This window comes from Halorientalis brevis, assembly GCF_023077655.1.
In genome coordinates this window covers 677,291-699,164 of record NZ_JALLGV010000004.1, presented here as the reverse complement: position 1 = coordinate 699,164, position 21,874 = coordinate 677,291, and the positions used below count along the sequence as shown (strand labels likewise).

Genomic DNA, 21,874 nt, shown 5'->3' with positions numbered 1-21,874 from the left:
ATGGCTTGGACAATTCTATTAACTCGAGGCCTCGGCAGAATGAGCCAATCCATAAATTCAAACCTCTAAATACCGATTAGATGTGTTCTGGTTCCATTACACTTAAGTATACTATCCACAATATTGCGAACAAGATGCAAAACAGACTCACCGCAGAGTTCGGCAAGGTGGCGATCATCACAGTGATGTTGCTCGTCGGGGCAGCGGCGTGGACGGTTCCGGCGGCTGCGTACGGGTACGACGACGTGTCGGAGCCGGTCGTGACGCCGACGATCGAGGCCGACAACACGCTCGAACCGGGGGAGACGACGACGTTGCCCATCGCGTTGCAGAACCAACCCGACCAGTCGATCGAACTCACCGGTGACGTCAGAGACCTCCAGTCGGTGATCCAGACCCAGGGGATCCGACTTGGGTCTGCCGGCGGGACGACCGTCGAGTTCCACGCCGGCGAAGCACCGATCGAGATCAAGACGGGGCGCCGGAACGTCGGTGACATCCGGCCGCGCGGGAAGCAGATGACCAGCGTCACGGTCGAAGTCGACGAGGACGCAGCGCCCGGGACGTACCAGGTTCCGGTGACGATGAACTACACGTACGTCGACAACGTCGACGCGTGGGTCAACGATCAGGGGGACACGGTCGTCACCGCCGTCGACGACTACGCCATCGACCGGGAGACGGTGACGGTCGAGAAGACGATCACCGTCGAGATCGAAGAGACCGCACAGCTGTCGATCCAGGAGGCCACCGGCAACGGGCTCTACGAACAGGCCAACGGCCGGATCGAGGTGACCGTTCAGAACAGCGGGACCGAAGCGGCCCGCGACGCAACGCTGAACATGGTCGGAACCGAGTACGTGCAGCCGCGGACGAACGGCGTCGGCCTCGGCACGCTCCAGCCGGGCGAGACCGCGACGGCCTCCTTCCAGGCCGCGGTCGCTGACGCGGACACGCCGGGACAGTACGCGACTGACTTCCAACTGAGCTACAAGGACGAGAACGGCCGCGCCCGGCAGTCCGACGTCGAAACTGGCCGAGTCAAGATCGGGAACGGTCCGGCGTACGAGCTCTCGGCCCGGAGCGAGGCGCTGTACGTCGGGTCGACGGGTGCGGTCGCTGTCGAGGTGACGAACACCGGTGACCGCACGGCAACGAACGCTCGCGCGAAGATCGCGTCGACGGGACCGTTCTCGCCGGTTTCCAACAGCGTCAGCCTCGGCGATCTGGCTCCCGGTGAATCGACGACTGCGACGTACCGGCTCGAAGTGGCCGACCAGGCGCTGCCCGAGACCTACTCGGTTCCGGTCACCGTCGTCCACCAGGACAGCTACGGGAACCGCGTCGCGGACGACGACGAGTCCGTCGACGTCGCCGTGGGGCCGGAGACGGACTTCACCGTGACCGACGTCGCCGAGACCGAGGCCGGATCGACCACCACCCTCACGTACACGATCCGGAACACGGGCGGCGGCACCTTCACTGACGCAGTCGCACGCATCAACACGAACTCGCCGTTCGAGACCGACGACGACACCGCGTACGTCGGCACGCTCGAACCGAACGAGACGACGACGGTTTCCTTTACGGTTAGCACCGACGGCGCTGCGACCCCCAAGTCCTACACGCTCGACATGAGCGTCAAGTACGACAACCAGTTCGGCGAAACCGTCGTCACGGACGTCCAGTCCGCGCCGGTCACCGTCGCCGAGTCCAGCGGCGGGTTCACCGTCGGCGCGATCACCGGCTTCGCCGGCGGGGCCGGCGCGCTCGTTGCCCTCCTGCCGCTCGCGCTGATGTTCGGCATCGCCTACAGAACCGACCTGCTGTCCCGGATCAGGTAAGATGCCGACCGAGTTCGGACGGCGCGTCCGTGACGCGCTCGAGTCGACTGGCCGGTACGCCGCGGAGAACCAGCGGCAGGTGTTCGCGGTCGTCGCCGTGACGGCGCTCCTCTCGCTCGGCATCGGGCTGTCGGGCGTCCAGATGAGCATGGGGATGACGCTGTACGTCGACGACGACTCCCGGACGATCCACAACTGGGAGACGCTCAAAGACGAGTTCGACACCGGAAACAACGTCTTCGTCGTCGTCGAGTCCGACCGGCTGTACGACCCCGAAACGGTGCGCGCGATCGACCGCCTCGATCGCAGGTACGCTGACAACGTCGACTCCGTCCGGCAGGTGACGTCGTTCGCCGACCTCGTCCGCCGCGGGAACGGCGGCGAGATTCCCGACACCGAGGCCGGCGTCCGTCGCTCGCTCGATCGCGTCCGCGAGTCCAGCCCCACGGCGGCCGCGCAACTCGACCAGCTCGTCCCCGAACAGGGGACGACGGTGCTGCTGGTCGGCTACGGCGAGGTCCAGACGTTCGACCGCGGGAACTTCCTCCCGCAGCGGGGCGCCGACATCGTCTACACCGAACTCCAGGCCGAGACGGACCTCGCCAGGACGCCCCCGGGGCTGTCCGTGACGATCACCGGTCAACCGGTGTTCGAGAACGCCGCGTTCGGGCTGATGCTCCCCGAGATGATCACGCTGTTCGCGGGCGCGTTCGCGCTCATCTTCGGCGTCGTCTACCTCGTGATGCGGCAGAAGGCCGAGCGCGGCTGGCACGTGCTGCTCCCGCTGATGACCGCGATGTCCGCGCTGCTGTACATGATGGGCGCGATGGGCGTGCTGGGTTACGACTTCAACGCCATCATGCTCGGCGTGATGCCGATCGCGCTCGGGCTGGGGATCGACTACACCCTCCAGATCCACTCCCGGTACATCGAAGAGCGCCGCGCCGGCAGCGACCCCGTCGCGGCCGCCGGGATGGCCACCCGAACGACCGGTCGCGCGCTCCTCATCGCGATGGGGACGACGGTCGTCGGCCTCGGCTCGCTGCTGGTGTCGGCGGTCCCGCCCGTCCGGCAGTTCGGCGTCGTCAGCGCGATCGCCGTGCTCGCGGCGATGGCGCTGTCCGTGACGCTCCTGCCCGCGTTGCTGGTCCGGTACGACCGCGACGACCACGGCACGGTGGGGTCCGTCGACGACGGCGACTCCGGCGACTGGCTCGAACAGGCCGTCTACCGCTTCACGACCGGCTTCTCCGGCGGTCGGCCGTTCGTGACGCTGCTGCTCGCCGTGTTGCTCGTCTCCGGGGGCGCGTACGCGTATCCCCAGGTCGAGCCCAAACAGGAGATGATGGACTTCTGGCCCCAGGAGCTGGACGCGAAAAACGACATGGAACGGCTCTCGGACACCGTCGACAGCCCCAACGTCATCTACGTCATCGTCGAGAGCGACCAGGCGTACACGCCGGCGATGTTCCGCGACCTCGCGACTTACCAGCGGCTCATGCTGGAGAACGACCGAGTCAACACGATACAGAGTCCGGTCACGCAGGTCAGCGCCGCCAGCGGCGGCACCGCCCCGGACAGTCAACAGGAGTTCGATCGCCTCCTCGACCGCGTCGAGGAACCCGACGACTCGGGACTCACGCTCTCGGAGCGCCACCCGAACCGGGTCGTGCTGTCCGTGTACACCGACGACATCGAGGGACCGGCCGTCCGGACGCTCATCACCCAACACGAGCAGACCGCCGAGACCGCGCTGCCGGCGTCGGCCGACGTCCGGATCACCGGGAAGCCGGTCCTCAACCGGAACGTCATCGAGAACGTCACCGCCGGCCTCACGCCGATGACGCTGCTGTCGTTCTCGCTGGGCCTGCTGTTCCTGACGTTCGCGTTCCTGTCCTGGCGGATCTCGGTCACGCTGATCGCCAGCGTCGCCGGGAGCGCGGCGCTGCTCGTGACGGGCGCGATGTACCTGTTCGGCATCCCGTGGAACCCGCTCACGATCACGATGTCGTCGCTGACGCTGGGCATCGGCGTGGACTACGGGATCCACATCTTCGAGCGGTACGAACAGGAGGTCCACGAGCGCGGGCTCTCGCCGCGTACCGCCGCCGCGACCGCCGTGGCCAAGCTCTCCCGGCCGATCATCGGGTCGAGCTTCACCACGATCTTCGGGTTCGGCGTGCTCATGGTCTCCCGGTTCCCGGTGCTCGCGAACTTCGGCAAGACCACCGTGCTCGCCATCGGTTTCTCGCTCCTGACGGCCTTCGTCGTGTTGCCCGCGGCGCTGACCGTCACCGGGCTGGCCGGTGGGAAGGCGAACGCACAGCCGACCGCGCCGACCGACTCGATGGGAAGTGATTAGCAATGTACGACAACATCCTCGTTCCGACGGACGGCAGTGACTGCGCACGCGGGGCGGCCGCACACGCGATGACGGTGGCGGACGCCTTCGGGGCGACCGTCCACGCGCTCTCGGTCGTCGACCCGATGGAATACGCGAGCGGCAGCGTCGGTGACGTCTCCGACCTCGTCGACCGCGAGCGCGAGACGTTCTTCGACCGCGCCAGCGAGGCCACGGCCGCCATCGCCGACATCGACCCCTCGGTCGACGTCGAACAGCACACGCGGCAGGGAACGCCCCACGAGATCATCACCGAGTTCGTCGAGGCACACGGCATCGACCTCGTGGTGATGGGGACGCACGGCCGGACCGGTCCCTGGCGTCACCTCCTCGGCAGCGTCACCGAGCGGACGGTCAGGACCGTCACCGCACCGGTACTCACCGTCCACGGGGAGTGTCAGTCGGTCGCCTACGACGACGTGCTCGTCCCGACGGACGGGAGCGAGTACGCGGACGCTGCCCTCGAACACGCGATCGCGCTCGCAGACGCCTTCGACGCCACGCCCCACGTCCTGCACGCCGGCGACGCCGACCACGGGCGCGCCGCCGTCGCCGACGCCAGGGACCGCATCGTCGAGACGACCGGTCGCGAACCGGTGACCGAGATCGCGAGCGGGGCGCCGAGTGCCGTCATCGACTCGTACGCCACCGACGCCGACGTCGATCTCGTGGTGATGGGGACGCACGGCCGCACGGGCCTCTCGCGACGCGTTCTGGGAAGCGTGACGGAGCGGACGATTCGAACGACGACGCACCCCGTCCTCGCCGTCCACACCGACGACGCCGCCCCCGAGCAGTGAGTCTGGCCAGTGTCGGGGTGACTTCGGCCGCCCCGTCGCTCGCGCCATCGACGGCACTCACGGCGCTGGCGGGGCTGGCGGTCGGAAAAGAGCGCACCGCGCGGGGCGCGTTACTCCACGTCGAGGTCGAACTGTTCGTGTTCGCTGGCGGCGTTGAGGACGACGCTGGTGTTGGACTCTTTGATCTGCGGGTCGACGAGCAGTTCTTTGATCTGGTTGTTCATCCCGTCGGTGTCGGTGAACTTGCCGATGGCGATGATGTCGTAGTCACCGGTGACCTCGTACACCGAGATCATCTGTTTGTGCTGTTTGAGGCTCTCCGTGACCTCGGGGAGCGCCGATCCCTCGACTTTGAGCTGGACGACCGCGGTCACGTCGTAGCCGAGCGCGTCGTAATCCAGCTTGGGGGTGTACCCGTTGATGATCCCCTGTTCTTCGAGGTCTTTGAGGTGGTTCGAGACGGTCGTGACCGAGACGTCGAGGTCCTCGGCGAGACTTCGAAGACTGGCGCGTCCGTCGCCGAGCAGGGCATTTACTAACTTCCGGTCGAGATTTTCGTACGTCATTACGTTCACAAACTCGCTGGGGGCATTAGAATTTTACGAATATCCAATTCCTCGGAGCGAGTCGTGAGCTTTGCGCAAATCAATAGGGTTTTTATATTTGGGGTATAGCTTTCCGGTGACGAGAAAGATGACAAACCCGAACGTAAAAGCTGACGGCGGTCTCACTGCGGAGGCACAGGAGGTCCTCGACGAAATCGAGGAGAAAAACGTCGATTTCCTGCGGTTGCAGTTCACTGATATTCTCGGCACCGTGAAGAACGTCTCTATTCCGGCGGAGCAGGCCGAAAAGGCGTTCGCCGAGGGTATCTACTTCGACGGTTCTTCTATCGAGGGCTTCGTTCGCATTCAGGAGTCGGACATGCGCCTCGTCCCCGACGCCAACACGTTCTCCGTCCTCCCGTGGAAGAACTCGGAGGAACACGCCAGTGCACGCCTCATCTGTGACGTCATCAACACCTCGACCGGCGAGCCCTTCGAGGGCGACCCCCGCTACGTGCTGAAGCAGGCCATCCAGCGCGCCGAGGACATGGGGTATCAGGTCAACGCCGCCCCCGAGCCGGAGTTCTTCCTGTTCGAGGAAGACGAAGACGGCCGCGCCACGACCAAGACGAACGACGCCGGCGGTTACTTCGACCTCGCGCCGAAGGACCTCGCCTCCGACGTGCGCCGTGACATCATCTACGGCCTGGAGGACATGGGCTTCGAGATCGAGGCCAGCCACCACGAGGTCGCCCAGGGCCAGCACGAGATTAACTTCGAGTACGACGACGCGCTCACGACCGCCGACAACGTCGGGACCTTCCGGACGGTCGTCCGCGCCATCGCCGCAGAGCACGACCTGCACGCGACGTTCATGCCCAAGCCGATCCCGAAGATCAACGGCTCGGGCATGCACACGCACCTCTCGCTGTTCACCGAGGACGGCGAGAACGCGTTCCACGACGAGGACGACGAGTTCAACCTGAGCGAGACGGCAAAGCAGTTCCTCGGCGGGATGCTCGACCACGCTCCGGCCATCACGGCCATCTGCAACCCGACCGTGAACTCATACAAGCGCCTGGTGCCGGGCTACGAGGCGCCCGTCTACGTCGCCTGGTCCGACCGCAACCGCTCGGCGCTCATCCGCAAGCCGGCCGCGCGCATCCCGGCCGCCTCCCGCGTCGAGCTGCGCTCGCCAGACCCGTCGTGTAACCCCTACCTCGCGCTCGCCGTCATGATCCACGCCGGTCTCGACGGTATCGAGAAGGGCATCGAGTCGCCCGACCCCGTTCGGGAGAACATCTACGACTTCGACGAGGAGAAACGCGCCGAGTACGGCATCGACACGCTGCCGGAGAACCTCGGCGAGGCCGTCGACGCCCTCGAAGCAGACGAGGACATCTACAACGCGCTGGGCGAGCACATCGGCGAGAAGTTCGTCGAAGCCAAGCGCCAGGAGTACAAGGAGTACCTCGTCGACGTCTCCGAGTGGGAACTCGACCGCTACCTCGAGACGTTCTGACTTCGACTACCGCTTTCTTTCGTCCGCCACGACCGGGAGCACCAGCAGCGTCGCGACGATGGCAGCCGACAGCAGGAAGGTGATCGGTAACGCCGGTTCGAGGACCTCCATCCCGACGAACAGCCCGCCGATCACGGTCAGACCGCCCACGACGAGCAGCCCGCGCTCCCGCGCCGAGAGCGACGCGGCTGCGATGCGGTCGCCGGCCACCTGCCAGGTGAGGCGGCCGCCCAGCGCCATCCCGAGCGCGATGACCGGGTCGCGCTCGTAGCCGCCGGCGAACAGCGCGAAGACGCCGGCGAGGACGGCCAGCAGGAAGGCGATCCCGACCTGCCGCCCGTTGTCCGTCGCCTTCGTCGCGAGCGCCAGGTACGCCACGCCCAGCCCGAACCCGCCCAGGACTGAGAGCAGGTGGTGGACGCCGATGGCGACGCGGGAAAAGCCCACGATCCCGGCGAGGACGCCCGCACCGAGCAGTCGTCGTCGCGAGACCGAGTCACCGTAGACGAGCGCGAGGCCACCGTACACCACCGTGGCGCCGAACGCGTGCCCACTGGGAAAGCCGTACCCCTCGGCGGCCGTCACGCCGACGTAAAGGTCGAACAAAGGCCCGGGAAGCCACCCGCCGTTGACCGCCCCAGCCGGCGGGCGCGGATACGCGATCAGGAGTTTCAGTCCAACGGTGAGCGCGAGGCCGCCGATCGCGAGTGCGACGACGTAGGCGACGGCGCACCGATCGATGCGGTCGTGGAACCCGGGCACCCGTCCGTCGGCGAGGAACAGCGTCGAGAGCAACAGCAAGAGAAACCAGACGTCGCCCAGTTGGGTGACGAGCGCGAAAACGGGGACGAGCGGCCCCAGAACGTCCTGGACGACGGAGATCACGCCGGTGCCGTGACTCATTGCCGGACGTCGTGGACGAAATCACGCAGGCGACCGGGCACGCCTGCGGCCGTGACGCCGATCCCCACGAGGACCATCAGCGTGTAGAGCCCGAGCGTCGAGAGCCAGATGACGACCATCGCGAGGATGGCCCAGCCGCCGCTCAGGAAGTAGAACGCCCCCAGGGTCATCACCGTCCCGTACAACAGGACCAGGTACGGTCCCCACCCGGTGGCGTGGCCCCGTCGGACGCGCCCGCGGACGTAGCGTTTCAGCTCGCTTTCGAGTTCGTCACGGTGGACTGTTCGATCCTCGATTTCCTCCTCGAACTCCTCCATGTCCGCGCGGAGTTCGGCAAGCTCCTCGGTGACGTCTCGGTTCCCGGCCGTCGGGTCCGGCGACCCCCCTTGCTCGTCGGTCATACTCGGTTGTTGCCAAGTATATCGTTGCCATTCCTGTTGTAGTTGCCGGTTGGAGTCGCCTGCGATCTTCCGGTCAGCCCACCCGGGGGTCGGGACGCCCCCGACCACGGCGGTTCGTGACACGGGTCGTCTTGGGTGCTCGGCCCCAAGTATCCGTGGGCTGTCCGGCCACCGTCACGTCAACTCGACTCGACAATTGTCCGACACCGAAAACACATTAGGGGCCGCCGTGGGATACTGTTGTATGGACGAGAAATACGAGCGGGGTATCCTCCGGATTTCGGCCGTGTTCATCCTCGCGGCCGTCCTGCTCATTCCGCTTGGTTTCCTGGGGCTGCCGGCCACCCCGGGCGTCGTCGTCGGGATGATCGTGCTCGCCTTTACCCTGTTTTACGCCTGGCAGTTCAGCGAGGACTACAACGCGTATCTCTCCGGCCTCTGGCTCGGCCCGACCATCGCCGCCATCGTGTCGGCCGCCGGGCTCGTCATCGGCGCGTCACCCGGTGAACTCCAGTCGCTCGGCGGCGTCGTCGGCCTCATCGGCGTGTTCAACCTGCTCTTGCGCCCCGTCTACCGCATCGTCCACTACGTCCTCACCGTCACGATCCAGATCGGCCGCGAGATCCAGGAAGAAGGCTGGTAGACCACCTTTTTTCGGCTCGGGTGCGCGAAGCGCACCGCTCGCCGAAAAAATCTGGACCAAAAAAGGCGCGCCCTCCGGGCGCGTGAACCGCTCGCGCCGCCGGCGCTCGCGGATGCTTTCTAGAACTACTGCGACAGCGTCTGTGCGAGCGCGTCTGGCGCGCGATCTGCACAGGACTCGCACAGCCAGTTTCCTTTGAGCCGGTAAACGGGCCATCCGACCCGCAGATGGGGCAACTCTTGAGTACGGTCACGGGCTCTCGGACGGGCGCTAGCCACAATGTGACTACTCCCACGAGTGAACTCGTGGGCTTCCTTCACTGAAGGTTAGGCCCACGTCATCTGGGGAGTTCGCAGATTCTATCTCATCGTCGAGTCCTTCGAGTCTGATCTGCGTTTCGGGCTGAGCCACGACAGCCCCCGCCGTCGATAGCGGGCTTTCAATATCCTTACCGACGGCTCGTTGACCGATATTTGAAGCACCGTTCTTGTCTGCACTATCGTCCAGACCGCAGCTGTGGCACTCAATGCGTCCCTGAACCTCGCGGTTCGTGTTCTGTGAGCCACATCGCCAGCACGTTACAGACGTGTCGTATTCCTCGATAGGGAGACACTCTCGTCCATCAAGATGGGCTTTGTACGTGAGGAAATTCGCCATCTTCGCAAACGGCATCTTGTGGGTCTTGTCGTTCACGTACCGGCCTTCGTCGCTGTCGAAACGAATGCCCGTCATGTCTCCAAAGACGATCACGGCGTTGCGCTTTCTGGCACGAGCGACGATCTCGTTTGCTGTCTTGTGGAGCGCGTCTTCGACGGTTCGAGATTCTTTGTCTCCAAGGCGTTGGATGACCTGAGCGCCCTGTCTGACTTTCGCGTTCCCGATGGACTTGCGGAGTTGCTTGTAGTGTTCTCGAACGTCACGAACACGCTTGCCGTGGAACTCAGCATCGCGGTCAGACAAGAAGGTACTGACAGCGATCCACTTCGCACCCATATCGACGGCAAGTACGTCATTGTATTCCTCGTTGACGGTCACAGACCGTGTACAGACGAGGTGGACGTACCAGTCACCGTTTTTGTAGACAAGTTCGGAATCACTGAGATACTCATCTCGCATCAGCGATTCATCTTTGTCGGGGACAATTGCTGGACACCAGATACTGTTCCCCTGCCCTCGGTCGGGGTCATAGACGGGAACTTTGAACCACCAGTCGGACAGAACCGTATCTTCGTCGTGTTCGATGGTGATGCAGTCATTACGGAGAACGACTGGTTGCATGGTGTCTGTTCGTGGATTCTTGTTCGAGCGAACCTTGTCTGCCTGTTGACTTGTGGCAGAATAGAGGTTCACATCACTGGTAGCATCCTGAACAGCAGTCTGAAACGTACTGTATTCCCGTGAGAGAAGGGACTCTTTGCGTTGAGTGAGTGAATGGAGCCGGATGCGAACAGTGGTCGTGACCTCTCGAAGCATCGGTTCGCTGTATGCTGATTATCGGCTTGAACTAGCTTAAAGCTGTGCTTCCACCAACCGTTTGGCTGCTATCGAGAGTGGCTTGATTGTCGGAGCGGCGGATTCATCCCACGACTGAAGTCGTGGGCTTTCTCCTTGTATCTCTGTAAACGGGGACTTATCGAGTCGAGACACCGTCTGCGGACCCACCACCGCGGTTCCGCTTTTGCAGATAATAGGCGTAAACCAGCACGGCACCGATAATGGGTGGAAAGAAGAACCCGATGAAGAATCCGACGGCCCACATATCCGCAGTGTCCATGTTCCGCTTGCTGGCATCGCGATAGATCCACACCGCTCCGAACGCGGCGAGCGGGATGGCGAGGAACCACGGAACGACGATCTCCACCATTGGACTGTCTCTACTTTCGTTCTCCCTGTTCGTTACTCCCGCACTGCGTCGGCGATCTCCGCGACGTCGGCGGTCGTCTTGAACGTCGTCCCCCCGTAGTGGGTCCGCGAGGCCTCGAATCCTGCGTCCCGCAACCGTTCCAGGAACTCGTCCATGCCGATTGCAGACTCGTTCCACCGCTTGTAGAGCCGATGCTGGTCGTAGTGCATCGGGCGGTGGAGTTCGTCGCTGATGGTCGCGAGCAGGTCCCGCGCACGGTCGGCGGTCCCCATCTCCTCGGTGACGTGCTCGCGAACTGCGTCGACGAACGCGGCGTCGTGGGCCGGGCCGAGCCACAGCGGCCCGGCGGTCTGGAGGTGGTGGCCGCAGTGCGGACACTCGTCCATGGGGTCGGCGATGAGGCCGCGGTCGGCCCGCCGGAACAGACAGTGCTGGCAGTGGTCGACGTAGCCCAACTCGTCGAACAGGTCGTTGGCGGCCTTCGCGCCCTCCGAGACGCTGAGGTAGGTCCGGGCGTAGTGGTCGGTGACGTGGCTCAACACCGGCCGAGCGGCCACGTCGAAGCGTCCGGCCGTGCGGACGAGCGACGAGAGGAGAACGCGCAGCCCCATCTCGGCGTGGTACTCGGTGTTCCGGGGGACGGCACCGTACTTGCGGACGCCGCTCATGAAGTGAGCGCCACACAGCGGCGCGGTGTCGGTGGCGGTGACACAGAGCAGTCCGCGTGTCCCCCGACTGGCGGCCTCGACGAAGGGGACCGGCGTCCCGAACGGGTCGACGTCGACCACGTCGTAGCGCTGCTGGTGCATGCGGACGTTCGCGTCCTGGTGGCGAACGTCGCCGGCGAGGTCGTTCCGCGCGAAGTTCTCCTCGGCCAGCGCGACGGCGTCGGGATCGATGTCACAGGTGGTCACGTCCCAGCCGTCGGCGGCGGCGCGCACGCCGCGGACGCCGCTGGCCGCCGTCGCGTCGAGATACGAGTCGGCCGGGCCGTGGTCGCCGTCCCGGTAGGCGCGCAGCGTCGCGATCGTCACGTCCCGGTTGAGTTCCATCTCGGGGTTGTAGAACACCCCGTCCTCTTTCCCGTCGGTCGCCTCGCTCGGGACATCGACTTCGACGTTCCCCTCCTCGACGAGCATACCTCCTCTCGCATCCCCGGTGCGTTAAGCCGTACGCTCTCGGTTCGCTGTGCCGTGTGCACCGAACTCCTTTTCTCACTCCTACTCGAACGACATGTTCGTGACCCCGGTCGAGGAGTGGGTAGCGACCCTCGAAGCCGCCGGCGAACTCACGCCCGAGGCCGTCGATCGCATCATCTCGCTACACGGCGAGCGCGGCACGCAAGCGATCGACGCCGTCGCCGAGCGCCGGGTCAAGCAGTACCGCGATTTCACCGTGGTCGTCGGCTACGACGACGAGTACATCGTCGAGAACGGCTCCTGTAACTGCGCCGACGCCGAGTACAACCTGGACGCCGACGACCCCACCCAACTCTGCTGGCACACCATCGCGGTCAAGATCGCCGAGGCGATCGACGCCGCCGACCACCACGACATGTGGTATTCGGACGTCCGCGAGTTCCTGTGACTGCGTCTTCCCATCGGTGATCGGAACGCTCGGATAGTACCCTCGTGGGAAATCTCCCCGACAGACGGCCGTCACCTCACGGCGGAATCGGGACCATACTGGTCGTTGCAGAGCGTGAAAACACTGCCCGGGCGGTGAAAGGGCGGACGGCGCGTCGGTGAACGGACTGAACGAACTGAACGGTCTGTCCCCTTTATCATCTTCCCGTCAAAATGGTGACACGGGCGCCCTGGTGCTCACGATTCGGGCCTCCCGGGCCAGTGCGGTGGGTGTCGGGGCGTCTTCTTCCCCAGTTTCCGCTGGTCGTGACTGACTCCTGGAGCCGTCGCGTCGGCTGGACTGGCTACCCAAAAACGAAGTCGACAGGTGGCGTCAGTCGCCGGCGGATTTCATGCCGGTGTCTTCGAGGTCAGCGCCGCCGACGGACGAGCGGAGCGCGTCCATCCCGTCGTCGCGGTCGATGCCGAAGTTGTCCTCGTAGAGCTCCTCGACGCGCTCCTGTTCGTCCTCGGAGAGCGCGGGCGTGTCGGGTGCCCCGGCCCACTCGTCGATGTCGTCGGTGGTGCGGAACGTGGGCGTGACGGTCGCGACCTCGTCGAACGAAAGGAGGTACTGGATGGCAGCCTGGCCCATCGTGCGCTCGCCGTCGCGTTCGAGGAAGCGGACGTTCTCGACTTTCTCCCAGCCGGTCTCGTACCACTCCTGGGGACGGTGCGCGCGGTGGTCGCCTTCGCCGAGTTCCGTGTCGGGCGTGACCTGCTCGTTCAGCAGTCCGGACGAGTGTGGCACGCGCGGCAGGACGGAGGTGTCGGCGTCGAGGCGGCGGACCTCCTCGATGGCGTGGCGGCCGGGCACCTGCTCGAACATGTTCCAGACGAGCTGGACCGCGTCGAACTCGTCTTCGACGGACTGGGTGGCCTCGGCGAGCCAGCCGATCGAGGGGCCGAGCGCCCAGCCGATGGCCTCGACTTTCCCCTCTTCCTGGAGTTCGTCCAGGGTTTCGAGCACGTCGGGGGTGACCTCGTCGACGTTGGCGTTGTGGAGCATCAGCATGTCCACGTAGTCCATCTCCAACCTCTCGAGCGAGCGGTCGAGCGCGGTGCGGATCCACTCGGGATCGACGCGCTTGGGGAGTTCGCCGTGGCCGGCCTGGGGGTTGTTGTAGAAGTCGTAGCCGACCTTCGTCGAGACGACCGCCTCGTCGCGGTACTCGTCTAAGGCCTCGCCGATGAGTTCCTCGGAGTCGCCGTGGCCGTACACGTCGCCGGTGTCGAAGAAGTTGATGTCCTGTTCGAGGGCGTGCTGGACCATGTCGATCGCCTGGTCGCGGGAGCGGTCGCCCCACCAGTCCGTGCCGACGACCCAGGCACCGAAGCCGACTTCTGAGACCTCGATACCCGACGAACCGAGTTCGCGGTAGTTCATGTCCGCCGCTTGGGACGCAGGCCACTTAGCGAACACGGTCCGCGCTGGAAACTTTTGTATCCCTCCCACGCGCACGCCAGCGTATGAACGACGCCCTCGCGCGCCGACTGGATCTCGTCGTCACGCTGCTCGGTGCGATCCTCGGTGCGCTCCTGGCGATCGCACTCCTCACTTGGGGAGCCAACGGCTTCCTGCTGGTCGGCAGCGCCGCGTTCGTCCTCGGAATCGGTGCCGGCGCACTCGTCCAGTTTTCGGGGCAGCCGACGGACGGCGAGTCCGCCGACGCGTCTGCTCAGGACGACTGATCGCGCAGCGTCGGCGTCGCCACGGCGTCCCGGAGCGCCACGTCGCCGTACGCCCGGCGGACCCACCACCAGAGCAGCGCCAGCCCGAGGACGAGTGCCAGCAGCGCGACGAGGCCGCCCTCCGGCCCGAACGCACCGCCCGTGAACAGTTCGGGACCCGTCGTCTCCGTCTCCATGACGGTCACGCCGACCGTGATCCCGCTGACCGGGAACCCGTACACCGCGCCCACGGTGGCGTTCCAGGTGAGGTGCATCCCCACCGGCACCCCCAGGCGATCGGTCAGCACGTAACCCAGCCCAAGCAGGATGCCAAAGAGCGTGATGTTGACCACCGAGAGGGCGGTGGCGTTGGGATTCGACGCGTGGAGGACGCCGAAGATACCGGCGGTCACCAGCGTCGCGATGACCATGGCAGCGCGGGTCCCGATCCGCCAGAACCCGGCCAGCCCCTCCGCGATGTTCGTCAGGAGATAGCCGCGCACGATCAACTCCTCGAAGACGCTGACGCCGACGAAAAACAGGACGACGAGCAGGACGGCGAACCACGGCGGGGCCGATCCGAACCCGAGCAGCGCGCTCTCGCTGGTTCGGAACAGGCCCGTCACGGTGAGCCACCCGAAGGCGAGTTCGACCAGGAACACCGCCGTCGGGAGGACGACGCCGAGCGCGAGGCCGAACGCGCAGTCGCGCCACCACTGGCCGTCGAGCCGAAGGCCCAGATCGGTGAGGTGCCGTCTGTCGATGACGTAACTGAGTCCGAGGAGGGCGGCCAGCAGCACAGCGGTGAGTACGAGATACAGGAGCGTGCCGTACAGCGCGGGGAGGTACGGGCCGCCGAACTGGCCGGGTTCAGGGAGCAGGGTCGACGCCAGCCCCACGAGAAACAGGACGACGCCGAAGCCGACCAGTCCGAGCGCGAGTCGCCAGGGCATGCGGGGGCGGCGTTCGGTCGAATTTATGAACACCCGTTGCAGCGTGGACGCTGCCGAACTCCGTCCGGTTTCGCCGCTCGTCTCGACGTCCTCGTCGGTACGCATACTCGTTCGTTTGCCCCGCTGGTGGGTAAAGTCCGGTGTCGGGTTCCGAAAAGAATTCGAGTCACTGCGTTGTCGTTTGTCTCATGGACCCTGCCCTCCGTCGTCGGCTCGACGCCCTGATCGTCATCTGCGCAGCGATCCTCGCGTACCTCGTGAGTTCAGCCCTGTATCGCGATGCCGTGTTCTTTCTCGTGGGATGGCTCGTGTTTACCGTGGGTATCGCGAAGGCTGCCGACTGGTATGTGCAGTTCTCCGTCCTCTGGGAGACGACCGAGCCAGCTGAATCCGAGCTCTGACGTTTCTACTCCGGCCTGAACGGCAGTCGTGGCTGCTGTTCGTACTCTTCTGTGCATGGTTTATTTTACCGACACAACGTATCGCCGATATGCACCCCGCTCACCGTCGTCGCCTCGACGCGTTGATCGTCCTCTGTTCGGCCATGCTCGGCCTCGCAGTGACCGTTCTCTTCCTCTCAGAAATGGCCGGACCGTTGCTGTTCGTCTTCGCGCTCGTTCCGACGGCCGTCATCGCGCTTGTTGCCCTCACCTACGCCGACGGTAGTATCTCCGAGGAACCGCTGGCCGACGGATAGACCGTCCCGGACTGCCCTACTGTTGCCGATCGCGGACCTGCTGGTCGAGGCGGTCGAGTCGGCGCTGCAGGCGCAGCATGTAGCCGAACAGCAGGCCGAAAATGGTCGTGTAGCCGACGAGTAGTAGCGGTTCCATCAGCGGTCACCTCCGTTGCGTGGCTGTGTCATGCGAATGCGGTCTTCGACTTCGTGGAGTTCGATGCGCAGTGCCATGAGGTACGTGTAGAGGAAGGTCGCGGCGGCGAGCGACACCATGAGCGTCGTGGGATCGATGTTGGCGCTCACGTTCGGGTTCGCCAGCGTCGTCTCGTGGAAGGTCGGCGTCCACAGTCGGGTCGAGAGGTAGGAGATCGGCACCGTCACGAACCCGAGGACACCGTAGACGGCGGCGTAGGTGTCGTCACCGCCGTGTTCGGTCGCGCCGTAGACGACGAGGTAGCCGGCGTAGATGAACCAGACGACCAGGAACGTGACGAGTCGGACGTCCGTCCACTCCCACCAGGAGTTCCAGATGACGCGGCCCCAGATGCTGCCGGTGATGAGCGTCAGCGTCGCGAACAGGTAGCCGATCTCGCCGGCGCTGTGGGCGAGTCGGTTCCAGAACTGGCCGTCGTAGCGCAGGTACAGCGCGCTGCCGACGAACGTCACCGACATCGCGAGCGCCGCCACCCAGGCCAGCGGGATGTGCCAGTAGGCGATGAGGTTCGCGCCGTGTTTGACGCCGTACATCGTGTCGGACGCGTGCCCGAACACCAGCACCAGCGAGAGCACGCCGGACGCGAGCGTGCCCCACCGCACTGTCCGGCTCCACATGACCCAGTGGGCCAGGCGGATGACGCGGGCCAGCGCCGACGATATTGTACTCATTGTGAGATTCTCTGTCGTGGTAATGGGACGGGCCGTTTAACGCTTTTCACCTCGGGTCGCGCAGTCACTCAGACCACTCCGTTGGCGACCGTCATCGCGAGCTTGTCGATCTCGAACAACATCGACACGCCGGTGAGCACGAGCAGGCCGCCGGCCACGCGCCTGAGTACCGCTGGCCGATCCTCGGTCAGCACGCGGTCGCGCAGCCACTGCCCGCTCCGCTTGCCGCCGTAGGCGACGACGAGCAGCGGGAGCCCGAACCCGGTGCCGTAGACGAACAGCAGCGCGCCGCTCCGGACGAGGTCGCCGGTCGTCCCGACGTACGCGAGCACCGCGCCCAGGACCGGGCCGACGCAGGGAAGCCAGATCACGCCCAGCAGCAGGCCCAGTGCGACGGCGCTGGCGAGCGGATGGGACCCGCGCTCCAGCGTCGTCGAGAGCGAGGTGGCACGCCCGGCGACGCGCGAGGCGTACCGCTCGTAAATCGCGTTGAGGTCGTCGTCGACCATCACTGCGCCGAACCCGATCATGAGCACGGTGAAGGGGAGTCGGAAGGCGTCGGGGTCGAGCGAGCCGAGTGCGCCGGTGGCGACGCCAGCGGCGGTAAAGGAGACGACGCTGCCGGCGACGATGCCGACCGGGCGCAGGCGGTGGCCGACGCCGCCGGCCAGCAGCGGCGGCAACATTGGCAGACAGCAGGGCGTCAGAATCGTCAGTATCCCTGCCAGAAACACCGCCGTTGCGCTCGGGAGGTCGACCATGCTCGAAACGAAATGGTGGCTGAAAGAAGTGGCTGTCGTCAGTTCCCGCCGTCCATCGCGTCAGCGATGCTGTTCTGGTTGTCGGCGGTCTCGTTGCGGAGCGGCTGGTCGTACCGGTCGACGTCGGACGGGATCATGCTCTCGTTGAGCGGCGTGTCGTCGGTCGGGATGCCAGCCAGTTCGAGCTTGTGCGTCATCGGGTTCTTGTCGTAGCCGAACCGTTCCTGGACGCGCTCGTAGTAGACTGCCTCGTCCGGCGCACCGGCCTCGGACCAGTCTTTGGGCTGGCGCGGCAGGTGCGGCCGGTCGTGAGCGTTCATGTAGCCCGCCATGTCCTGGACGTCGCGCCAGTCGGACACCTGGTGGGCGTAGCCGTACGGCATCGCTTCGCGGATGAACGCCGCGGAGGTGTAGATCCGGCCCATGCCAGCGCCGTCGTTGTAGGAGCCGTTGCCCCACAGCGGCGGGTACTGTCCCTCGATGCCCTGCCCGTCAGCGCCGTGGCAGGACGCGCAGTTCTCGAGGTACAGCTCGGCACCGCGCACCGGGTTGACCTCCGGAATCGGCACCTTCTCGTCGCCCGTCGGCTTGTTCAGGTGCTGCCAGTACGGTTTGCTCCCGGTGGGCTGGCCCTGGGCGAGCCACTCCATGTAGGCCTCCATGGCCTGCACTTCGCGGCTCGTGTACTCGGGCATGCCCTCCGGGGAGTCCGGCGAGTTCATGCTCCGCATGAAACAGCCCATGATGCGCTGGCGCATGTCGCGCATCCGGCTGGTCCGGTTGGTCCACTCGGGGTAGCTCGCGGCGGTCCCGACCAACGGAATCATGTCGATGTCCTGCCCGACCATGCCCTGGGTCGTCGGCAGGTCACCGCCGCCGTGACAGTTCGCACACGAGAGGTTGTTGCCGACGTGGTTCGGCATCTCCTCGGACGTGTTGGCCATGATCTCCCGGCCACGCTTGACGAGTTCGCGCTCCATGGGGTTGCTCGGCAGCGTCGACGCGTTCATCTGCTTGGGGACGAAGTTGACCTGCTCGCCAGCGGTCGCGTTCCGGTAGCGGAAGTTGTCCTTCTGCTCACCGGTGCGCAGGTCCTGGTCGTAGACCTTCGAGTCGTTCCACTGGGCGGGGAGGTCGGTCGGTCCGCCGCCACCGCCGACGCCAGCACCGCTGCCCGGCGCTGCCGTGTTGTTGAACGCGTCTTTCGTTGGCGCACTGCCACAGCCCGCGAGCGCGACGAGCGCGACCGCGAACACTGCTGCCAGCATGTGCCGGCGTGTGAGCCAACTCATACTGTACTCACCTCGAAACTGCCCGACTTGTGTTGAATTCGTGCCAGCATAGTAGAAACGTTACAATATCGAATGGGTGTTTACAGACCTCCCTCATAATTATTTCCATGGCACCGCTCTGTGAGGGTCGTTCGAGCGGTTCGACTGTGTCAGTGTGCGAATATTTCGGAGTATTGGGACGGATCTCCGACTAGCAGTCGAGGGTTATTTACTCGCCGGACACCGAGGCCCGAGCAGTTCGATGAACGCGCGGAAGGTCCTGACGGTCGTGTTTTTCGTCGCTGCACTCGCCATCGGCTACACGTCGATGAACACGGCGCCGGTGTTGCGTGACGAATCGTACTCCTATCACGGCGACACGGCCTGGCACACCGACTACGAGAAGGCCCAATCGATCGCCGAGAAGGAAGACAAGCCCATGCTCGTCTACTTCTGGACGACGTGGTGTACCTACTGTGAGGACTACAATCGGAACGTCTACTCGAAGCCCGCCGTCCAGGACCGTCTCGACGACTTCGTCCTGGTCGCGGTCAACTTAGACGCCGACGACCCGCAGACGTCGCGCCTCGCGAACCAGTACAACGCCGACTACCCGCCCCAGCTCGTCGCGACTGACCCGCAGGGCGACCAGCTCGTGAAGATCAACGGCTACGTCGAACGCCAGCAGTTCCTCTCGAACCTCGACGAGGCCGAACGGAGGATGGGCGAATGACGACCCTCGGGACCGCCGTTCTCGCGGGCGGGACCCTCCTGTCGCTCGTCGCGACTGTCCTGCTCGCGGTCGGATACGTTCGACGCGACGACCGCTTCGATGCATACGTAATCCGGCTGGTGGCGGGCGGATCGGGGCTGTTCGTCGCTGCGCTGTCGCTGCTTACGTATCAGTTCGTCACGACGGACTACACGAACGCGTACGTTTGGCAGAACACCGCGGACTACCTGCCGCTGCTGTACCGGGTCACCGGCGTCTACGCGAGCAACGCCGGCTCCCTGCTCCTGTGGGCCACGATCGCCTCGCTCGTGGTCGCCTGGGCGACCTGGCGTCGCGGGCTCGCGGACGCGCCATCGCGGCTCGTCGCCGCCCTCACCACCGGCGCGGTGGCCTACTTCGGGACCATGCTCCTGTTGGACAGCCCGTTCACGCACGTCTCGACGGTCGTCTCCGGGGGCGTCCCGACGACCGGCAACGGCCTCAACCCGCTGCTGATCGACCCGTACATGGCCATCCACCCGCCGCTGATGTTCATCGCCTACGCGCTGTTGACGATGCCGTTCGCCATCGGCGTGGCCCACTTCGTCGGCCTCGTTCGGAGCGGTGAGGGGCTGTTCAGGACGTGGAACGGCTCTGTCACCAGGTGGCTCCGCGCGGCCTGGCTGTTCCTGACCGCCGCGCTGGCGCTGGGCGCGCTCTGGTCGTACACTGTGCTCGGGTGGGGCGGCATCTGGGCCTGGGACCCCGTCGAGACGGCGATTTTCATCCCGTGGCTGTTCCTGACGGCGACGCTGCACGCCGTCGTGAACTACCGGCCCGGGGACCGGTACTCCGTGCTCGCGCCCGCGATGGTCGCGTCGACGTTCGCGCTCGTCGTCTACACCACGACGGTCGTCCGCAGCGGCGTCTTCCGGAGCGTCCACTCCTTCGCCGACAACGGCGCTGGCCTGGGCATGCTGCTTCTCGTGGGCGCGACGGCCGTCCTCGGCGTCGGCCTCCCGCTGGGCTTCTGGCTGCTGCGCGAGGAAGACGACGCGACCGACGACGGAGAGTGGCTGACGCGCTCGACGCTGCTCCACGGCGCGGTCCTCGCGCTGGGGCTGCTCGCATTCATTTCGCTGTGGGGACTCACCTTCCCCGTGCTGCGTGACCTCGCGACCGGGATCGAGGTGGAGGTCACCGCCCGCTACTACAACCGCTGGAGCTACCCGGTCACCCTGCTCACGATGCTCCTGCTGGGGTTCTACATGGACTTCGACGTGGAGGGCAAGCGCCGCGCCCTCGCCGGGCTCGGCGTCTTCGCGGCCGCGACCGTCGTCGCTGCGCTGTACGCGCCCTCGCCGGCCTGGCAGCTCGGGGCCGGGACCGAGGCGAGCGGCTTCTACGCGCTCGTCGGCCAGCTGAGCGCGCTCTCGGCGTTCCCGCCGGTCGCGTACGTGCTCATGGCGGTGGTGAAACGGGCGCTCGACCGCATTCCCGGTGCACCGCGCCGGACCCAACTCAAACAGACCGGCGTGATGCTCGTCCACGTCGGCGTCGCGGTCCTCGTCTTCTCGCTGGCGTTCACGTACCTGTTCACTGGCCAGGCGTCGGTCATCGTCGGCGGTGGTGGCGCGAACGGCGGCCAGGTCGACGTGCCGAACTCGCCGTACGCGGTACAGGCGCTCGGCTTCGAGACGTACTCGCTGCCGGAAGACCCGAACGTCGAGGGAGTCGCGCTCTCGACGACCGAACTCCAGCAGCGCGGGGCTGCGACCAACGGGACGACACAGGCTGTCCACGGCACCGTCACGGACATGCGCCAGGGGCCGCGGGCGACGGTGTATCAGCTCGACGACTCGGGCATCTGGGTCGGCGTCACGTCGCCCAACGGGACCGCCGGCCCGGCGTACGCTCGCGGTGACGCCATCGTCGCGCGCGGCGCCGTCATGTGGAACTACGTTCCCCAGACCGACGCCGTGGTCGTGACCGATCCGACGAACGTCGGGACGACGGCGTCCCCGCCGGACTCGCTGGGCCTGGAGCGCGTTCGCGTCCAGGCAGTCAACCTCGCGGTGATCGAGGGCAACCGGCAGGTCGCGGTCGGGCAAGCGGCCCAGCGGCGGTATCCCCGCCAGGGCGGCATGCAGACCCGTGACGTCCTGATCGACCGCGGACTGGCGTACGACACGTACGTCATCGCGGCCGTCCAGGGCGACACCGCCTCGCTCACGGTCAAGCGCATCCCGCTCATGACGCCGCTGCGACTCAGCATCGTGTCGCTTTTGGTCGGCATGCTGCTGATCTTCCTGTTCGACCCGGCACACGGCGTCTGGACGCGCCCGCTCGCCCCGGCTGCGGAAACTGACTCCGACCCCACGACTTCAGACTAAC

Annotated in this window: 23 protein-coding genes; 11 read left to right on the top strand and 12 right to left on the bottom strand. The window is 65.5% G+C overall.

Annotated features, from left to right (window positions below):
* Positions 1-134 precede the first annotated feature (134 nt).
* From MU553_RS11765 to MU553_RS11755, 3 genes are read left to right on the top strand one after another with little or no spacing between them, the layout of a single operon-like run.
* The gene (locus MU553_RS11765) at positions 135-1,844 is read left to right on the top strand and encodes a COG1361 S-layer family protein (protein WP_247376620.1); all 1,710 of its coding nucleotides are present in this window, start codon (positions 135-137) and stop codon (positions 1,842-1,844) included.
* Position 1,845: 1 nt separating this feature from the next.
* A complete protein-coding gene (locus tag MU553_RS11760) occupies positions 1,846-4,206 on the top strand; it encodes an efflux RND transporter permease subunit (protein WP_247376623.1) in 2,361 nt (786 codons plus the stop codon).
* A 2-nt stretch (positions 4,207-4,208) separates the two neighbouring features.
* Positions 4,209-5,045: a universal stress protein gene (locus tag MU553_RS11755; RefSeq protein ID WP_247376624.1), complete on the top strand. Its 837-nt coding sequence runs from the start codon at positions 4,209-4,211 to the stop codon at positions 5,043-5,045.
* Between the two features lie 110 nt (positions 5,046-5,155).
* Here the strand turns inward: MU553_RS11755 and lrp are convergent, their stop codons facing one another.
* Entirely contained in the window at positions 5,156-5,611 is a 456-nt protein-coding gene (lrp, locus tag MU553_RS11750) for an HTH-type transcriptional regulator Lrp (RefSeq protein WP_247376626.1), read from the bottom strand.
* A 127-nt stretch (positions 5,612-5,738) separates the two neighbouring features.
* On the opposite strand from lrp, the gene glnA reads away from it, so the two are divergent.
* Positions 5,739-7,112 (top strand): type I glutamate--ammonia ligase, encoded by a 1,374-nt coding sequence (glnA, locus tag MU553_RS11745; protein WP_247376627.1) that lies wholly within the window; start codon positions 5,739-5,741, stop codon positions 7,110-7,112.
* Between the two features lie 6 nt (positions 7,113-7,118).
* On the opposite strand, the gene MU553_RS11740 is transcribed toward glnA, so the two are convergent.
* Entirely contained in the window at positions 7,119-8,015 is an 897-nt protein-coding gene (locus MU553_RS11740; RefSeq protein WP_247376629.1) for a phosphatase PAP2 family protein, read from the bottom strand.
* Positions 8,012-8,416 carry a hypothetical protein gene (locus tag MU553_RS11735; RefSeq protein WP_379813773.1) on the bottom strand — a complete coding sequence of 135 codons (405 nt, stop codon included), beginning with the start codon at positions 8,414-8,416 and terminating at the stop codon, positions 8,012-8,014. The genes MU553_RS11740 and MU553_RS11735 overlap by 4 nt, the downstream gene beginning before the upstream one ends.
* Before the next feature lie 244 nt (positions 8,417-8,660).
* Here MU553_RS11735 and MU553_RS11730 point away from each other — a divergent pair, with 244 nt between their 5' ends.
* Complete coding sequence (locus tag MU553_RS11730) at positions 8,661-9,059, top strand: hypothetical protein (RefSeq protein WP_247376631.1); 399 nt, start codon at positions 8,661-8,663, stop codon at positions 9,057-9,059.
* 285 nt (positions 9,060-9,344) lie between these two features.
* On the opposite strand, the gene MU553_RS11725 is transcribed toward MU553_RS11730, so the two are convergent.
* The 3 genes from MU553_RS11725 to MU553_RS11715 all read right to left on the bottom strand — a co-directional run bounded on the left by MU553_RS11725 (position 9,345) and on the right by MU553_RS11715 (position 12,062).
* A complete protein-coding gene (locus tag MU553_RS11725) occupies positions 9,345-10,532 on the bottom strand; it encodes an RNA-guided endonuclease InsQ/TnpB family protein (RefSeq protein ID WP_247376632.1) in 1,188 nt (395 codons plus the stop codon).
* A 157-nt stretch (positions 10,533-10,689) separates the two neighbouring features.
* A complete protein-coding gene (locus MU553_RS11720; RefSeq protein ID WP_247376635.1) occupies positions 10,690-10,923 on the bottom strand; it encodes a hypothetical protein in 234 nt (77 codons plus the stop codon).
* A gap of 32 nt (positions 10,924-10,955) precedes the next feature.
* Positions 10,956-12,062, bottom strand: a complete 1,107-nt coding sequence (locus MU553_RS11715) for a tRNA (guanine(26)-N(2))-dimethyltransferase (RefSeq protein WP_247376637.1) — start codon at positions 12,060-12,062, stop codon at positions 10,956-10,958.
* Positions 12,063-12,156: 94 nt separating this feature from the next.
* On the opposite strand from MU553_RS11715, the gene MU553_RS11710 reads away from it, so the two are divergent.
* Positions 12,157-12,510: a hypothetical protein gene (locus tag MU553_RS11710; RefSeq protein WP_247376639.1), complete on the top strand. Its 354-nt coding sequence runs from the start codon at positions 12,157-12,159 to the stop codon at positions 12,508-12,510.
* Positions 12,511-12,882: 372 nt separating this feature from the next.
* Here MU553_RS11710 and MU553_RS11705 read toward each other — a convergent pair whose 3' ends face one another.
* Entirely contained in the window at positions 12,883-13,935 is a 1,053-nt protein-coding gene (locus MU553_RS11705; protein WP_247376640.1) for an aldo/keto reductase, read from the bottom strand.
* 83 nt (positions 13,936-14,018) lie between these two features.
* On the opposite strand from MU553_RS11705, the gene MU553_RS11700 reads away from it, so the two are divergent.
* Positions 14,019-14,240: a hypothetical protein gene (locus MU553_RS11700; RefSeq protein WP_247376642.1), complete on the top strand. Its 222-nt coding sequence runs from the start codon at positions 14,019-14,021 to the stop codon at positions 14,238-14,240.
* On the opposite strand, the gene MU553_RS11695 is transcribed toward MU553_RS11700, so the two are convergent.
* Positions 14,228-15,277: a CPBP family intramembrane glutamic endopeptidase gene (locus MU553_RS11695; RefSeq protein WP_247376644.1), complete on the bottom strand. Its 1,050-nt coding sequence runs from the start codon at positions 15,275-15,277 to the stop codon at positions 14,228-14,230. The two genes, MU553_RS11700 and MU553_RS11695, sit on opposite strands and share 13 nt — an antisense overlap.
* A gap of 83 nt (positions 15,278-15,360) precedes the next feature.
* Between MU553_RS11695 and MU553_RS11690 the strand changes: the two genes are divergently transcribed.
* Positions 15,361-15,573: a hypothetical protein gene (locus tag MU553_RS11690; protein WP_247376646.1), complete on the top strand. Its 213-nt coding sequence runs from the start codon at positions 15,361-15,363 to the stop codon at positions 15,571-15,573.
* A gap of 89 nt (positions 15,574-15,662) precedes the next feature.
* Positions 15,663-15,869 (top strand): hypothetical protein, encoded by a 207-nt coding sequence (locus tag MU553_RS11685; RefSeq protein ID WP_247376648.1) that lies wholly within the window; start codon positions 15,663-15,665, stop codon positions 15,867-15,869.
* Between the two features lie 16 nt (positions 15,870-15,885).
* Here the strand turns inward: MU553_RS11685 and MU553_RS11680 are convergent, their stop codons facing one another.
* From MU553_RS11680 to MU553_RS11665, 4 genes are all read right to left on the bottom strand, one after another.
* Positions 15,886-16,005, bottom strand: coding sequence for a CcmD family protein (locus MU553_RS11680; protein ID WP_247376649.1), 120 nt, complete (start codon positions 16,003-16,005; stop codon positions 15,886-15,888).
* The gene (locus MU553_RS11675) at positions 16,005-16,736 is read right to left on the bottom strand and encodes a cytochrome c biogenesis protein (RefSeq protein WP_247376650.1); all 732 of its coding nucleotides are present in this window, start codon (positions 16,734-16,736) and stop codon (positions 16,005-16,007) included. Before MU553_RS11675 ends, MU553_RS11680 begins: the two co-directional genes overlap by 1 nt.
* A gap of 68 nt (positions 16,737-16,804) precedes the next feature.
* Positions 16,805-17,497: a cytochrome c biogenesis CcdA family protein gene (locus tag MU553_RS11670; RefSeq protein WP_247376652.1), complete on the bottom strand. Its 693-nt coding sequence runs from the start codon at positions 17,495-17,497 to the stop codon at positions 16,805-16,807.
* Positions 17,498-17,535: 38 nt separating this feature from the next.
* Positions 17,536-18,789 carry a c-type cytochrome gene (locus MU553_RS11665; protein WP_247376654.1) on the bottom strand — a complete coding sequence of 418 codons (1,254 nt, stop codon included), beginning with the start codon at positions 18,787-18,789 and terminating at the stop codon, positions 17,536-17,538.
* A gap of 241 nt (positions 18,790-19,030) precedes the next feature.
* On the opposite strand from MU553_RS11665, the gene MU553_RS11660 reads away from it, so the two are divergent.
* Positions 19,031-19,501, top strand: a complete 471-nt coding sequence (locus MU553_RS11660; RefSeq protein WP_247376656.1) for a thioredoxin family protein — start codon at positions 19,031-19,033, stop codon at positions 19,499-19,501.
* Positions 19,498-21,873: a cytochrome c biogenesis protein CcsA gene (ccsA, locus tag MU553_RS11655; protein WP_247376657.1), complete on the top strand. Its 2,376-nt coding sequence runs from the start codon at positions 19,498-19,500 to the stop codon at positions 21,871-21,873. Before MU553_RS11660 ends, ccsA begins: the two co-directional genes overlap by 4 nt.
* Position 21,874: the final 1 nt, after the last annotated feature.